Source organism: Phytobacter sp. MRY16-398, assembly GCF_003925915.1.
Lineage (GTDB): Bacteria > Pseudomonadota > Gammaproteobacteria > Enterobacterales > Enterobacteriaceae > Phytobacter > Phytobacter diazotrophicus.
In genome coordinates, this window is record NZ_AP018756.1 from 4,569,513 (window position 1) to 4,585,676 (window position 16,164).

The 16,164-nt window shown below is 51.8% G+C and carries 13 protein-coding genes; 2 read left to right on the forward strand and 11 right to left on the reverse strand.

Annotated features, from left to right (window positions below; genetic code table 11):
* Positions 1–108: 108 nt before the first annotated feature.
* From MRY16398_RS22455 to bolA, 9 genes are all read right to left on the reverse strand, one after another.
* Positions 109–516, reverse strand: a complete 408-nt coding sequence (locus MRY16398_RS22455; protein ID WP_041852495.1) for a YbgC/FadM family acyl-CoA thioesterase — start codon at positions 514–516, stop codon at positions 109–111.
* 97 nt (positions 517–613) lie between these two features.
* Positions 614–994, reverse strand: coding sequence for a helix-hairpin-helix domain-containing protein (locus tag MRY16398_RS22460; RefSeq protein ID WP_125125215.1), 381 nt, complete (start codon positions 992–994; stop codon positions 614–616).
* Positions 995–1,138: 144 nt separating this feature from the next.
* A complete protein-coding gene (gene ppiD, locus MRY16398_RS22465; RefSeq protein ID WP_071195831.1) occupies positions 1,139–3,013 on the reverse strand; it encodes a peptidylprolyl isomerase in 1,875 nt (624 codons plus the stop codon).
* A 207-nt stretch (positions 3,014–3,220) separates the two neighbouring features.
* A complete protein-coding gene (gene hupB / locus MRY16398_RS22470; RefSeq protein ID WP_041852498.1) occupies positions 3,221–3,493 on the reverse strand; it encodes a nucleoid-associated protein HU-beta in 273 nt (90 codons plus the stop codon).
* A 210-nt stretch (positions 3,494–3,703) separates the two neighbouring features.
* Positions 3,704–6,058, reverse strand: coding sequence for an endopeptidase La (gene lon, locus MRY16398_RS22475; protein ID WP_071195832.1), 2,355 nt, complete (start codon positions 6,056–6,058; stop codon positions 3,704–3,706).
* Between the two features lie 183 nt (positions 6,059–6,241).
* Positions 6,242–7,516, reverse strand: coding sequence for an ATP-dependent protease ATP-binding subunit ClpX (gene clpX, locus MRY16398_RS22480; protein WP_041852500.1), 1,275 nt, complete (start codon positions 7,514–7,516; stop codon positions 6,242–6,244).
* 126 nt (positions 7,517–7,642) lie between these two features.
* Positions 7,643–8,266 (reverse strand): ATP-dependent Clp endopeptidase proteolytic subunit ClpP, encoded by a 624-nt coding sequence (gene clpP, locus MRY16398_RS22485; protein WP_041852501.1) that lies wholly within the window; start codon positions 8,264–8,266, stop codon positions 7,643–7,645.
* A 286-nt stretch (positions 8,267–8,552) separates the two neighbouring features.
* On the reverse strand, positions 8,553–9,851 hold the full coding sequence (gene tig, locus MRY16398_RS22490) for a trigger factor (RefSeq protein WP_041852502.1): 1,299 nt from the start codon (positions 9,849–9,851) through the stop codon (positions 8,553–8,555).
* A 345-nt stretch (positions 9,852–10,196) separates the two neighbouring features.
* The gene (gene bolA, locus MRY16398_RS22500) at positions 10,197–10,514 is read right to left on the reverse strand and encodes a transcriptional regulator BolA (RefSeq protein WP_041852503.1); all 318 of its coding nucleotides are present in this window, start codon (positions 10,512–10,514) and stop codon (positions 10,197–10,199) included.
* 303 nt (positions 10,515–10,817) lie between these two features.
* On the opposite strand from bolA, the gene MRY16398_RS22505 reads away from it, so the two are divergent.
* Together MRY16398_RS22505 and ampG are read left to right on the forward strand one after the other, a co-directional pair.
* Positions 10,818–11,396 carry a lipoprotein gene (locus MRY16398_RS22505; RefSeq protein ID WP_041852504.1) on the forward strand — a complete coding sequence of 193 codons (579 nt, stop codon included), beginning with the start codon at positions 10,818–10,820 and terminating at the stop codon, positions 11,394–11,396.
* Positions 11,397–11,437: 41 nt separating this feature from the next.
* Positions 11,438–12,913, forward strand: coding sequence for a muropeptide MFS transporter AmpG (gene ampG / locus MRY16398_RS22510; protein ID WP_071195834.1), 1,476 nt, complete (start codon positions 11,438–11,440; stop codon positions 12,911–12,913).
* A gap of 32 nt (positions 12,914–12,945) precedes the next feature.
* Here the strand turns inward: ampG and MRY16398_RS22515 are convergent, their stop codons facing one another.
* Both MRY16398_RS22515 and MRY16398_RS22520 read right to left on the reverse strand, forming a co-directional pair.
* Positions 12,946–14,274, reverse strand: coding sequence for a J domain-containing protein (locus MRY16398_RS22515; protein ID WP_125125217.1), 1,329 nt, complete (start codon positions 14,272–14,274; stop codon positions 12,946–12,948).
* A 3-nt stretch (positions 14,275–14,277) separates the two neighbouring features.
* Positions 14,278–15,984 carry a molecular chaperone HscC gene (locus tag MRY16398_RS22520; protein ID WP_125125218.1) on the reverse strand — a complete coding sequence of 569 codons (1,707 nt, stop codon included), beginning with the start codon at positions 15,982–15,984 and terminating at the stop codon, positions 14,278–14,280.
* Positions 15,985–16,164 lie beyond the last annotated feature (180 nt).

Below are 16,164 nucleotides of genomic sequence, written 5' to 3' on the forward strand. Positions count from 1 at the left end.
CGGGCCGCATATTCCCCTCACCCCAACCCTCTCCCAGGGGGAGAGGGAGAAAACCGGTGGTAGCCCGGATAAGGCATTTATGCCGCATCCGGGAGATTTTTGCGACTGTCACGCCTCTTCGCGGATCATCTCTTCCAGCCTTTCACGTAACTCCCCTTCCAGCGCCAGCGCCTTTTGCGTTTTAAGATCAATACACACAAAGGTCACTAACGCATCGGCCACCACTTCACCTCCCGGTTCCAGCGTCACGACCTGGCTGAGCACGCCGCTTCGTCCGTTAATCTGTTTAACGTGGCTGGTCACCGTCAGGCGGTCGCCCAGCACGGCAGGACGACGGTAATTGATATTGATGTTGACGACCACGAATGCGATGTTATTCGTCGTCATCCACTTAAAGTTTTCATTGTTTTCCAGCCCATCCCAACGCGCTTCTTCCAGGAATTCCAGATAACGGGCATTGTTCACATGCTGATAGACATCGAGGTGATAACCACGAACTTTGATCTGAGTCTGCATAGCGCTTTAACCTTTACTTTTGTTATAGGAACAGAGGTCATAACTGGTATGACCTCTTTAGTCTGGCAAAATTTCGCCACTACGCAAGCATCATCTTTTATAGGGTCAGATTTCCGAGGTTGCGTTCAACAAGCGCGCTCCCCATACCAGGCACCTGTTTCAGATCGTCCAGAGTCTTAAAGGGACCGTACTCTTGCCGGTAGCTCACAATCGCCTGCGCTTTTTTCATGCCCACGCCATTCATCACCCGCGCCAGATCCTCAGCGCTGGCGGTATTAATGCTAACCCTTGTACCGTCATCATCAGTGCTTTTTGCCGTGTCGGGAGTTTTAGCACCCGGCGTCGCGACATTATCGGCTTTGGTTTGTACCACTGGCGCTTTCGCACCACCGCCATTGGGGGCTGCCAGCGTACTATGGCTGATACCAGCACAGGCAAAAGAAAGGGTCAGTAAAAGTACTTTGATTCCATGTTTCATGCTGTTTCTCCTTGGTGTTTAACAACGAGGCTACGATAAACAACCGGGAAAAACGGGACAAATGGCGAAGCGCAAATGTGGAAAAGGCCGCGAAAGCGGCCTTTTGAATTGCAAAGCGTTGCAATATTTGTGGGAAGCGTCTCGCTATTCCTGCTGTTCCATAATCGCGCCAAGTTTGATTTTGGCCTCTTTACGCAGGTTGGTCATCAGCGCCTCGAAAGCGATCTGTGCATTGTTCTGGGTAATACCCTGAACCATCGCTTTCTTCTGGTCGTCCGGCATGGTGCCAGCTTTCACTTCATCTAACGCCAGAATCGCGACATTGCCCTGGGCATCGTTCGCTACGCCATAACCCGGTTTGTCTTTCTCCGGCAACGGCAGGCTGAATGCCGCCTGGCTAATCGGATCCTGACCGGTACGAGTCAAGGTTTTCGCCGCGCCAAAGCTTAACCCTGCGGCTTTCAGCGCATCATCGCCTTTACCCGCTTTCAGTTCAGCGATCAGCTTGTCAGCATCCAGTTTGGCCTGCTGCTCCGCTTTGTTGTGTTTAACGATCTCACTGACCTGAGCTTTAACCTCTTCCAGTGGCTTAACCGCCTCTGCTTTATGCTCACTCACACGCAACACGAAGGCGCGGTCGCCATCGACAGTAATAATGTCAGAGTTACTGCCCGGCGCACCGTTCACACCCACCAGACCACCGTCAAAAATAGCATTGGCAACCGGTTTAAAATTAAGTTCTTGCGGCAGGCTGTCACGGCTAAACCAGCCCGTTTCAACGGCTTTTGTCCCGGCGACTTGCTCAGCACCCGCCAGAGATTCATTATCGTTACTTGCGGCTTCGCTCACCTTCTGTTGCAGGGCATACCAGGCATCCAGTGCCTTATCCTGCTTCACTTTCGCGGCGATCTCGTCATGAACGTCGCTCAGCGGTTTAGCTTTTGCAGGCTGAATGTCATCAAGACGAACAACCAGGAAGCCAACGGAGGATTTGATCACGCCTGACAGTTGGCCTTTGTCTTTCAGACCTGAATTTTTCAGTTCATCAGGTGTGGTGGCCGGCTCCAGCCACCCCATATCACCGCCGTTACGGGCAGAGATAATGTCGGTGGATTTTTCTTTCGCCAGTGCGGCAAAATCTGCCCCTTTGCTCAGTGCGTCCAGCACGGCTTTCGCGTCATCTTCTGTTTTGGTCTGAATAACGCTATAGCGATTACGCTGCGGCTGCGTGAACTGATCCATGTGCTGATCATAGTAAGACTGAATATCCGCATCGCTGACGTCCTGCTGCATATTGGCCGCATCCAACTTGATATAGCTGACACGGAACTGCTCCGGAGAGACAAAGCGGGTTTTATTCTGCTCATAGAAGCCGGCGATCTCCTGATCGCTTACGGTCTGTTTTGCCGCCAGCGCATTCACGTCGATCAGCGCCTGACGCACAACGCGCTGCTGGGAAACCAGCGCCGCCAGTTCATCCGTCTCACCTTTGAGCATGAAGTCCGTACCCGCAATCGCGTTGATCAGTTGCTGAGAGGTCAGTTGGTTGCGCAGCGCCTGTGCATACTGATCTGCATTCATACCCATCTGGTTGACGATGCCGTTGAAACGGTCGTTATCGAATTTACCGTTGGTCTGGAAAGCCTGGGTGGAGAAAATCGCTTTCTTAACCTGCTCATCGCTGATGCCCAGGTGCAGGTTATGCGCGTACTGGTCCAGCAGTGCTTCGTCGATAAGGCGGTTCAGCACCTGCTGACGCATGGATTTGATATAGTTTTCATTCGCGGCCAGCTCTGAGAACTGGTCACCCAGTTGCTGCTGCATACGATTACGTTCACTGGCAACCGCATTTTCGAATTGTGCGCGACCAATCTCCTGGTCATTTACCTTTGCGGCATAATTATTGTTACCGCCAATAAGGTAGCTACTGACGCCGGTCAAAATGAACGACACGATAATGACGCCGAAAATGATCTTGAGCACGATGCTGTTTGCTGCCGTGCGTAAATTGTCCATCATGGTGTAACAACACTCCGCTGTAGGTGACTGTAGACCTCTCGCAGTCACTCAGTTTCCCGACGCTGCGTATAGGGTCGTATTTTGACAAGAAAAGGGGGCAATTGTCAGCCCACAACTCGCAGAAACTCAGATAAGAGTGACTGAATAAATAAAAAAGGCACATCTCTCGATGCGCCCTTGTACTTTTCACCTCCCACAGGGAAGCGATCAGTTAACCGCGTCTTTCAGTGCCTTGCCAGCGCGGAAGCCCGGAACCTTAGCTGCGGCGATAGTGATTTCTTTGCCGGTCTGAGGGTTGCGACCTGTACGCGCAGCACGCTCTTTAACAGCAAAAGTACCAAAACCTACCAGCGCTACATCGTCCCCTTCTTTCAGAGATTCAGTAACAGAAGCAATTAAAGCATCTAACGCACGTCCAGCAGCCGCTTTAGAGATGTCAGCCCCCGCGGCAATCTTGTCTATCAGTTGAGATTTATTCACTCTTCTCTTCCTCTCTTTATAATTTATATCGCGCCTGAGTCCTTCACAGCGCGACCGCGCAGCAGTTATATCAGGCCTGTCATGCCCTTACAACACCAGTTGATGATGACACACCCAACCAGCAATCTAAATTAGCTATACAAAAAAAGGCTGGCAAGTCCGAAATGCCTTACCAGCCTTGTTTTTATCAACGCTCTTTGCGCGCGGTCACTATTTTACGGTCGCGACCTGCATACCAAACGGTTCGTTTTGCAATGCCAGGGCCAGAACCTCGTCAATGCGCTTAACCGGATGGATGTCCAGGTCGGCAATGACGTTTTCCGGAATTTCCTCAAGATCGCGTTTGTTCTCGTAAGGAATTAGTACGGTTTTGATCCCGCCACGGTGCGCCGCCAGCAGTTTTTCTTTCAGGCCACCAATCGGCAGAACCTGACCACGCAGGGTAATTTCACCCGTCATCGCCACATCAGCACGTACCGGGTTGCCTGTCAGGCAAGAAACCAGCGCGGTACACATCGCGATACCGGCGCTCGGGCCGTCTTTCGGCGTAGCCCCTTCCGGTACGTGAACGTGAATATCGCGTTTTTCGTAGAAATCCCCGTTAATACCGAGTTTTTCCGCCCGTGCACGCACCACGGTCAGCGCGGCCTGGATAGATTCCTGCATAACTTCACCAAGCGAACCGGTATAAGTCAGCTTGCCTTTGCCCGGTACGCACGCGGTTTCGATGGTCAGCAGGTCGCCGCCGACTTCGGTCCACGCCAGCCCGGTTACCTGACCCACACGGTTTTCGTCATCCGCGCGGCCATAGTCAAAGCGCTGAACGCCCAGGTAATCGTGCAGATTGTCCCCGTTAATCTCGATGTGTTTCAGTGTCGGATCCATCAGTAGCTGTTTCACCGCTTTACGGCACAATTTCGAGATTTCACGCTCAAGGCTACGCACGCCCGCTTCACGGGTGTAATAACGGATGATGCCGACAATGGCGCTGTCATCCACGGTCAGTTCCGTCGGTTTGAGCGCATTACGTTCGATCTGTTTCGTCAGCAGATGCTGTTTAGCAATATTCAGCTTCTCATCTTCCGTGTAACCGGAAAGACGGATGACTTCCATACGATCGAGCAGCGGTGCCGGAATGTTCATGGAGTTAGACGTCGCGACAAACATGACATCGCTGAGATCGTAATCCACTTCCAGATAGTGATCGCTAAATGCAACGTTCTGTTCCGGATCAAGCACTTCCAGCAGAGCAGATGCTGGATCGCCACGCATGTCCGAAGACATTTTGTCGATCTCATCGAGCAGAAACAGCGGGTTTTTCACGCCCACTTTGGCCATCTTCTGGATCAGTTTGCCTGGCATGGAGCCAATGTAGGTACGACGGTGACCGCGAATTTCAGCTTCGTCACGCACGCCGCCCAGCGCCATACGGATGTACTTACGTCCTGTCGCTTTGGCGATGGACTGACCCAGAGAGGTTTTACCCACCCCCGGCGGTCCAACCAGACACAGGATTGGGCCTTTGAGTTTGTTCATACGGCTTTGTACCGCGAGATACTCAAGGATGCGGTCTTTGACACGCTCAAGGCCATAGTGGTCGGTATCGAGCACTTCCTGCGCCTGACGCAGGTCTTTTTTCACTTTGCTGCGCGCATACCACGGAACCTGAATCATCCACTCGATATAACCGCGGACCACGGTGGCTTCCGCAGACATCGGGGACATCATTTTTAGTTTCTGCAGTTCGGCTTCGGCCTTCTCTTTTGCCTCTTTTGGCATTTTGGCCGCGTCGATTTTGCGTTTCAGCGCTTCGTTTTCATCCGGCGCGTCATCCATCTCGCCGAGTTCTTTCTGAATAGCCTTCATCTGCTCGTTCAGGTAGTACTCGCGCTGAGATTTCTCCATCTGTTTTTTAACGCGATTACGGATACGTTTCTCGACCTGCAGCAGGTCAATTTCCGATTCCATCATCGCCATCAGATATTCCAGACGTTCATTAACGTCGGACATCTCCAGAACGGACTGTTTGTCGGCCAGTTTCAATGGCATATGCGCGGCAATGGTATCGGCCAGACGCGCAGGGTCGTCAATGCTGTTCAGCGAAGTCAGCACTTCCGGTGGGATTTTTTTGTTGAGCTTGATATAGCCTTCAAACTGGCTGATGGCAGTGCGTACCAGCACTTCCTGCTCGCGCTCATCAATGGCCGGGGAATCGAGATATTCCGCTTTAGCCGTGAAATGTTCGCCATTATCCGACAGCGTGGTAATGCGCGCGCGCTGCAGACCTTCCACCAGCACTTTGACAGTGCCGTCAGGCAGTTTCAGCATCTGCAGAATAGAGGCCACGGTCCCGACGGTGAAAAGATCGTTTACACCCGGCTCATCCGTTGAGGCTTCTTTCTGTGCAACCAACATGATTTTTTTATCATGGTCCATGGCCGCTTCAAGACAACGGATAGATTTTTCCCGCCCTACAAACAGGGGTATGACCATGTGCGGATAAACCACCACATCGCGCAACGGCAATACGGGGATTTCAATGCGTTCAGAACGCTCAGGATTCATAGAGCTCTCTCTTAGTTTAATGTCCGCCAGGTAATCCGGTGACGTGACTGTGCAACACGCACCATTAACATGTAAAGCAGTATATGGGGATGTTTCCCACACATTCAACGGCGAGAATCAGGAAAAATAAAAGGGGAGATAAAATCCCCCCTTTTTCATTAACCGTATGTATGGATTGGTGAATTATTCACCAGATGCCTGTTGCGCTTCGTGCTTACCGTAGATCAACAGCGGTTTGCTTTGCCCGGCGATGACGGACTCATCAATAACCACTTTGTCGACCTCTTCCAGAGACGGCAGATCATACATGGTGTCCAGCAACGCCGCTTCAACGATGGAACGCAGACCACGCGCACCCGTTTTACGCACCATCGCTTTCTTCGCGATAGCGGTCAAGGCTTCGTCACGGAACTCCAGATCCACACCTTCAAGATTGAACAGCGCCTGATACTGTTTAGTCAGGGCATTTTTCGGCTCTTTCAGGATCTGAATCAGCGCTTCTTCGCTCAGCTCGTTGAGGGTTGCCACCACCGGCAGACGACCAATAAATTCCGGGATCAGACCAAATTTGATCAGATCTTCCGGCTCAACCTGGGCCAGCAGTTCGCCTTCATTCGCTTTTTCGGATTTCGCTTTTACCGTCGCGCCAAAGCCGATACCAGAACCGGTTTCAACACGATGGGAAATCACTTTATCCAGACCGGCGAATGCGCCACCACAAATGAACAGGATCTTGGAGGTATCAACCTGTAAGAATTCCTGTTGCGGGTGTTTACGACCACCCTGCGGCGGCACGGCTGCCACGGTACCTTCGATCAGTTTCAGCAACGCCTGCTGTACACCTTCACCGGATACATCACGGGTGATAGACGGATTATCAGACTTACGCGAGATCTTATCGATCTCATCAATGTAGACGATGCCGCGCTGCGCTTTTTGTACGTCGTAATCGCACTTCTGCAACAGTTTCTGGATGATGTTTTCAACGTCTTCACCCACATAACCCGCTTCGGTCAGTGTGGTGGCATCCGCCATGGTAAACGGAACATCCAGCAGGCGCGCCAGTGTTTCAGCCAGCAGCGTTTTACCGGAACCGGTTGGCCCGATCAGCAGAATGTTACTTTTGCCCAGCTCAACACCATTGCTGGTGTCGCCGTTGCGCAGACGTTTGTAGTGGTTGTATACCGCGACGGCCAACACTTTTTTCGCCTGTTCCTGGCCGATAACATAATCGTCCAGGTGATGGCGAATCTCGTGCGGGGTCGGCAGTGCACTGCGCTCGCGATGCGGCGCAACTTCTTTAATCTCTTCGCGAATAATGTCGTTACACAGATCAACACATTCGTCGCAGATATACACGGACGGCCCGGCAATGAGCTTGCGCACTTCATGCTGGCTTTTGCCGCAAAAAGAGCAGTACAACAGTTTGCCCGAACCATCTTTGCGTTTATCTGTCATGAGTCAAAACCTCTTTTCTGTTCTTTGTGCCGCACATGACGACGCAAATGCCATTCCAGGCGCAAAACGCTTGCCAGCGTAGTGCCGCTCGATATTCATTATAGCGGCACTACTCCGGCCTGAGCATTAATTACGATGGGTCAAAATTGAATCAACCAGACCGTATTCGACGGCTTCGTTCGCAGAGAGGAAACGGTCACGTTCTGTATCTCGTTCAATTTGCTCTAAAGATTGACCCGTATGGTGCGCCATAAGTTCGTTCATACGCCCTTTCACTTTCAGGATTTCACGGGCGTGGATCTCAATATCCGTCGCCTGCCCCTGGTAACCACCCAGCGGCTGGTGAATCATCACGCGTGAGTTTGGCAGGCAGAAACGCTTGCCTTTTGCTCCCGCCGTCAGCAGGAATGCGCCCATGGACGCGGCCTGGCCCATACAAATGGTGCTGACGTCAGGCTTAATAAATTGCATGGTGTCGTAAATTGACATTCCGGCGGTGATAACGCCACCCGGAGAGTTAATATACAGGTAAATATCTTTTTCCGGATTCTCCGCTTCCAGGAACAACATCTGCGCCACGATCAGGTTTGCCATGTGGTCTTCAACCTGACCCGTCATGAAAATGACACGTTCCTTAAGAAGACGGGAGTAGATATCAAAAGAGCGCTCACCGCGTGAGGTCTGTTCAATAACCATTGGCACCAGGGCCATATGGGGTGCAAAGGTATCTCGTTCGCCGCTGTATGACATGTCCGTCTCCTGGATCTAAAAATAAATAACCTGCTGTACTGATTGTACTTGAGTGAGCCAGGTCTGACTACGCCCCCTCACGGACGGATTATCAGCCAGAGTGTTCACAGTCGATAGTCCCTTAATGGGGATGACCACACCTTATTTCAAGCATAACAACCTTTTGCTGTTACGCTAACACTGAAACGCCCTTTTAGCACACTTCTGATAACATCAATGCGATAAAAAAAGCCCGTCACCAGAAGGTGACGGGCTTATTGTTTACTCTTTATACCGGATGAGTAAATTAAGCCTGCTGGTTCATCAGTTCCTGGAAGCTGGTTGCTTTCTCAGTCACTTTTGCTTTTGCCAGTACAGCTTCAACAGCCTGTTCTTCCAGAGCGACGTTACGCATGTTATCGGTCAGCTCTTTGTTTTTGCTGTAGAATTCGATAACTTCGGTCGGATCTTCGTAAGCAGAAGCCATCTCTTCGATCAGACCTTTCACGCGTTCTTCGTCAGCTTTCAGCTCGTTGGTGCGAATCACTTCGCCCAGCAGCAGACCAACGATCACGCGGCGTTTAGCCTGCTCTTCAAACAGCTCACGCGGCAGTTCCAGCGCTTGTTTCTCGTTACCACCGAAGCGCTGAGCAGCCTGACGACGCAGAACGTCGATTTCGCTGTCGATCAGGGCTGACGGGATTTCGATCTCGTTCGCTTTCACCAGACCTTCGATTGCCTGAGACTTGATGCGGTTACGCACTGCGCCTTTCAGCTCACGGTCCATGTTCTTACGTACTTCTGCACGCAGACCAGCAACAGAACCATCTTCAACGCCGAAACGTTTGATGAACTCTTCGGTCAGTTCCGGCAGCTCGCGTTCTTCAACTTTTTTCAGGTTGATAACGAATTTCGCCGCTTTACCTTTCAGGTTTTCAGCGTGGTAGTCTTCCGGGAAGGTCACGTCGATGGTGAACTCGTCACCCGCTTTGTGGCCTTTAATGCCGTCTTCAAAGCCTGGGATCATACGACCCTGGCCCATCGCCAGCACGAAATCAGTGGCTTTGCCGCCTTCGAACTCTTCACCGTCTACAGAGCCAGTGAAATCAACAGTCACACGGTCTTCCGCGTCAACAGCACCATCTTTATCTTTCCAGGTTGCTTGTTGTTTACGCAGGGTGTCCAGCATAGTGTCGACGTCAGCGTCGGTCACTTCTACAACCGGTTTTTCAACTTCGATAGTTTCCAGGCCTTTCAGCTCAACTTCCGGATAAACTTCGAATTCTACGGAGTAGGTAAAGTCTTCGCCCAGTTTGTATTCGCCCGGAACATAGTTCGGTGCGCCAGCCGGGTTGATTTTTTCCTGAATGATCGCGTCAATAAAGTTGCGGCTCATCAGTTCGCCCAGTACGTCCTGACGTACGGAGGCGCCATAACGCTGAGCAACGACATTCATCGGTACTTTGCCTTTACGGAAGCCGTCAATACGTACTTTCTTCGCTACGTTAACCAGCTCGCTCTTCACAGCGGTCTCGATGCTGTCAGCAGCGATAGTAATCGTTACACGGCGCCCAAGGCCCTGAGTGGTTTCAACTGAAACTTGCATCTTGTTACCTCAAAAAATCACAGTGCTCGGTCAACTCTACTCTGGAAGCTGTCATAGGGCTTCGCAGAACCGGGATGCTCTCTCAAATCAGATATACATTCCCTGTCACCAGAATCATCCCGAAGACGTTCATATATAAAGACGCGGCATTATAGCGGCATCACTTTAGTGAGTCGAGAACGGGAACGCCGCATTGTTGCGCCATTTTTCACAATTCCGAGGTAATTTTGACCTAAAAATTGCGCTTCTCGCTCAAAACTCAGACAAAACAAAACGGCCCGCAGGCCGTTTTTACTTAAACTGTACGCAACATACTGGAAAAGCTCAGGCAGTTGCAAATGCGTTTTACGCGATGCTGCCTGCTCCCCTGCATGGCGGCGAGGCGAAAACGGTGTCCTGCAGACCTTCCCACTCCTTAATCGTGTAGGTATGCAGAGCCAGTGCATGAACGGTGGACGAGAGTTCCGCCGCAAGGGTGCCGTAGATCATACGGTGACGGTTGAGGAAACGCTCCCCGGAAAAGCGGTCACTGACCAGCACAACTTTGAAATGGCTTTCGGAACCGGCCGGTACATTGTGACGATAGCTTTCATCAACAACTTCGAGGAACACGGGTTCAAACGCTGCCCTTAATTTATCTTCTATCTGCTCACGTATCATCATGAAAGGACTCCTCCGACAACGCTGAGATGCGACCCATCCCTTTAAATGTTAGCCGCTTTTATCGTGTTCATAACAAGAAAACAACAAAAATTTAGCTTTCGTCCTATTTTCTCAGTCAAAGGTATGAACTCTACTGAAAAGGTCAAAAATGACGTCATGTTCGACAGAGCAAATCGTTCGTGCGGTTAAAAAAAGCACAAGGCGATGAATTTACATGCATTGAGGACTTCCCCTTGTTGACGGCGATGTTATGATGGCAAGAATTTTCCCTATCTAAGCTTAAGATCCACTGAGAGCCTGAACATGTTAAAAAAACTTCTCTTCCCATTGGTCGCTTTATTTATGCTGGCCGGGTGCGCCACCCCGCCAACCACTCTTGAAGTGTCACCGAAGATTACGCTGCCACAGCAGGATCCTAGCCTGATGGGCGTTACAGTGAGCATCACTGGCGCAGACCAGCGTCCTGACCAGGCACTGGCAAAAGTCACCCGCGATAACCAACTGGTTACCCTAACGGCATCCCGCGACCTGCGCTTCTTGCTACAAGAAGTGTTGGAAAAACAAATGACTGCACGCGGTTATATGATCGGCCCAAGCGGTGCGGCTAACCTGCAAATCATTGTTAACCAGCTGTATGCCGATGTTTCTCAGGGCAACCTGCGTTACAGCATTGCCACGAAAGCGGATATTGCGATTATCGCAACCGCAGCTAACGGCAATAAAATGACGAAAAACTACCGCGCCAGCTATAACGTTGAAGGCGCACTCCAGGCGACTAACGACAAGATCACGAATGCCGTTAACAGCGTGTTGACCGACACCATCGCGGATATGTCTCAGGACACCACAATTCATCAGTTCATCAAGCAGAACACGCGTTAAGTTCCGCACGCTGGCCCGGTTCGCCGGGCCAGTACTCAACCATGTCCAGTCATTACCTTCGTATATTTCAGCAACCCAAATCAGCCATTCTGCTGATGCTGGGCTTCGCCTCAGGTTTACCACTGGCGCTGACATCCGGTACGCTCCAGGCGTGGATGACAGTAGCTAACGTCGATCTGAAAACCATCGGTTTCTTCTCGCTTGTCGGCCAGGCCTATGTTTTTAAATTTCTCTGGTCGCCAATGATGGACCGCTATACCCCGCCCTTCCTTGGCCGACGCCGCGGTTGGCTACTCCTGACACAACTGGGTTTACTTGTCGCGGTCGCTGCGATGGGCTTTCTTGAGCCAGGCAGTCATTTGCGATGGATGGCAGGTCTGGCCGTCGTTATCGCTTTTTGTTCTGCTTCACAGGACATTGTTTTCGATGCGTGGAAAACGGATGTGCTACCGGCAGAGGAGCGCGGAACCGGAGCGGCAATCAGCGTTCTGGGTTATCGCTTAGGCATGTTAGTGTCTGGCGGTCTGGCGCTGTGGCTGGCGGACCGCTGGCTCGGCTGGCAAGGCATGTACTGGCTGATGGCCGGACTGTTGATCCCGTGCATTATCGCAACGTTGCTGGCCCCTGAACCGACCGACGCTATCCCGGCACCGCGTTCACTGGAGCAAGCCGTTGTCGAACCGCTGCGTGATTTCTTCGGTCGCAATAATGCCTGGCTTATCTTGCTATTGATTGTCCTTTATAAGCTTGGTGACGCGTTCGCGATGAGCCTGACCACCACCTTTCTGATTCGCGGCGTCGGGTTTGATGCCGGTGAAGTGGGCGTGGTCAACAAAACCCTTGGGCTTATCGCCACTATTATTGGCGCACTCTGGGGCGGTGTATTAATGCAACGCTTGTCGCTGTTTCGCGCGTTGCTGATTTTCGGTCTGCTGCAAGGCATTTCGAATGCGGGATACTGGCTGCTTGCCGTGACGCCGAAAGATATGATCAGCATGGCGTCAGCGGTTTTTCTGGAAAATCTCTGCGGCGGTATGGGCACGTCTGCCTTCGTTGCGCTGTTAATGACACTGTGCAATAAGTCCTTTTCTGCCACCCAGTTTGCCCTGCTTTCCGCGTTATCTGCTGTTGGTCGGGTTTACGTTGGGCCGCTGGCAGGCTGGTTTGTTGAAGCCCATGGCTGGTCGATGTTTTACCTGTTCTCTATCGCGGCTGCCCTGCCAGGTCTGTTGATGCTGCTGCTCTGTAAAGAGACGCTTGAATTCACGCAGCGCACAGAACGTTTTATGCCACGCACTGAGTTTGCCAAAGCCTACCGCCTGGCATTACGCCTGCTTTCTACTGGCTGTCTGTTACTGGGTTTCTGGCTGGTCATCCTGATAGTGAACGCCAGCGGATGGGTCCATATCGACATTGGCAGTACGTTGCTGGAATTCGGCGCATTACTGGCGCTGGTGGGTATTGTCTATGGCGGATTATTAGATTTTCTGGCGCTACGCAAAACACGTGTTGTCTGAAAGCGCCAGCATCGCTGGCGCTCGCACAGTGATTAATTGAAAAAATAGAGCCACTTAATAACGTAACTGTATAACGGTGGCAGGATGATAAGCCCGACGACATTGACCATCGGCGGCAACTGCTTGAGAAACAAGATAGGCAACATGATCAGTTTCACGACGCCATTAAAGGGTATTGCGTACCACTGATGTAAATTACTGCGCACCAGCCACCAGACAGGGTAAGCAATCACCGCAGTAAACATACAGACCCGCGCAACGCCCGCACTCGCTGGCGGATAGTGATACAGTAGCGCGTAGATGTGGAACAACGGGACCGCCATAATGACCCATGAAAGTAGCCAGAAGAAAATATGGCTTATGCGTGCGAGAAGTGCCTTACGTTCGTAGCACGCCAGCAACACAGGCGCCCCCCATAAGTACAGGATCACAATCCCCACCATGGTTACCGCCTGCCAGACCAAATGTTCATCAGCCCGCACCTGGATATAAAGAGCAAATCCCCAGAACCAGATAGCGATCAGCGCCCCCCAGGAGACGGCTGGCGTGGGAGTCGAAAGGAGCCGGAGCAGCGCCGGGTTAACTCGTTCCAGCAACTGTGGATAAGCATTTTTGATCTCAGCCACCTGATTCAACAACCCCTGAACAAAATCTGGAATGAGTCGCGCCCACCAGGGTAAATGCGCTATTTCGCCACTGAGGATTCGCCAGGCCAGACGGCTCTGTCGATCCAGGCTAGCCTGTCGGCGTAAATAGTCCCAATGATGGTCCGCAGCAGTCGCCTCAATTTGCGTTTCCAGGGCGTGAACGATCCAATAAGGCAGTTGGGAATCGCGATACCCACCCAGATCCCATCCCATAATGTCCGACACATTGTTCACCAGACTCCGGGAAATGCCCGGTCGTTGACTCAACGCCTGGGCCAGCTCAAGGCTAAACACCCGTCGGGCTTCCAGGGCATCAGGCAGGTGGTGATCAAGATAGAATCGCAGCGCATTTAGCGCGTCACTTTCATCAGCAAGTAACTGGACGGAAAAGCGCTTGGCATCCTCCTCAAGGGTTTCTCGCTGCCAGTCTGGCTGCGGTGGGAGCGCTGGCTGCACGGCCTCTTGTGATTCAGCTTGCGGTAACTCAGACAACGCCCGGTCCAGATTGATGACCGCTTTCACATTGTCATCGTCCAGCCAGATTATCTCGCCTTTTGCGAATGCTTTCGCCGCATCGAACGCTTCACGCAGTAGCTGGTAGCCTTGCGGATCCTGATCGGGACGATGCAACTTAAGCTCTCGCGCGTATGCCCGGCGAATGGTGGATTCATCGGTTGTTGGTTCGATGCCCAGTGTTTCCCACATTGTCGACATCACTTAAATCCCATCATCAAATTGGTTGAGCACCTGACGCAATTCATCCCGCGCGGCGGCAATCATACGTACATCCTGGCGATCAAGTGACTGTTCAAACAGGCTGGTATAGTGATCGATAATTTGTCGCCGCTCCCCAAGATGCCGTTCGTAACAACGAGAAGCCTCTGCCAGTAAATGACGATTTTCTGGCACATCACGGGGATGCATTTTCAGGCCATCAAGCTGACGAAGACGTTCACGTATCTCCTCTTCGCTGAGCTGGCCGGGCACTTTTTCAATGACCAGGGTTGATGCGGTCTCTTCACCCTGAACTTTACATTCAACCTCAAGAATGCCGTCCAGCGTATAGGTGAAGCGGATGTCAGCGCTCACGTCACCGGCTTTACGACGCGGGACGTTAATCTTCATTTTGTCCAGCAACAGATTGTCGCTGACCCGACGGGCTTCCCCCTGGTAAACTTCTATCTCCAGATACTGTTGATTATCAAACAGCGTGCTCACGGTTTTCATCACGCTCACCGGTACAAAGGCGTTGCGTTCAATAATCGGCAGGAAATGGCCGGTATCGATTTTGTCGCCAGTTCTGCGTGAAACCTCGATCCCCAGGGAATAGGGCATGACATCGGTCAGGACAATATCATCCAGCGCGCATGCCTGGGCAATCAGTCCGGCCTGAACACCAGCACCAAGGGCCACCACTTCATCGGGGTTTAATTCGCTACGCGGGAAGCGTCCGAACATGCGGGTCGCCATCTGACGAACAATCGGCATCCGGGTGGCGCCCCCCACCAGAATGACATGGTCGAGGTGTTCGGGGTCGAAATGCGCATCCTGCAAAGCCTGTACAACCGGTTTTTTTAGCCGCGTGAGAAGTGAGGCGGCACAACCAGCAAAGGTCTCAGCCGTTAATGTCCAACAGTACTCTTCACCGTTATAACTCAGCGTCGCGCTGGTCTCATCCTGCTGGCTCAGTGCGCATTTGAACGCTTCGGCAATCCGGGTTAACTCCGCCGCACACTCTGTATTCGGATGAGCTAGCGCAGGGTAACGCTCCTGCATCCATTGACGAATAGCCTGGGTAAAATCATCGCCACCAAGCCAGGCATCGCCGCTGCTGGCGCGAACTTCAATCACCCCTTCAAACATATCGACGATGGAGACATCGAAGGTGCCGCCGCCGAGATCGAAAATCAGGAATTTTTGCTCGCGATTATCCGCAAGCCCATATGCCAACGATGCCGCGGTGGGTTCATTCAGCAAGCGCTCAACCTCAAGCCCGGCCAGTCTTCCAGCCGCTTTAACCGCTTTACGCTGAACGTCATTAAAATAAGCCGGTACGGTGATGACGGCGCGAGAAACAGTGCCACCCAGCGCAACTTCAGCGTCAGTCTTCAGTTTACGTAGCACCAATGCCGACAGCTCTTCTGCCCGGAACCGGCGTGACCCCAGACTCCACGTCTTATCTGTTCCCATGTAGCGTTTGAAACTGGCAATGGTCAGGTGAGGATGACTGACCAGTCGCGCTTTCGCCGCTTCACCCACCAGCAGACTACCGTCATCGTCCAGTCCAACCACTGAGGGGGTCAATCGTTCGCCCAGCGCGCCCGTGAGCAACTGTGGGTTTTCACCGTCAAACCACGCGACTGCACTGTTCGATGTTCCCAGATCTATCCCAATAATTGGCGAGTCGTTTCCTGTTATGGCCATTTCCATCCCTTAGTCACTGATAAAAAAGCAAAAACGAATCGCAATATAATAATCAGCAAGTTATGCGGATTCGCTTTAGATATTACCTTTCAGTTATTATTTCGTTCAATAAACGAGCAAGAATAAAATATTCAACATACGAATATTTATCGAGAGGGTAAGAAAATTTCTTTAATTATT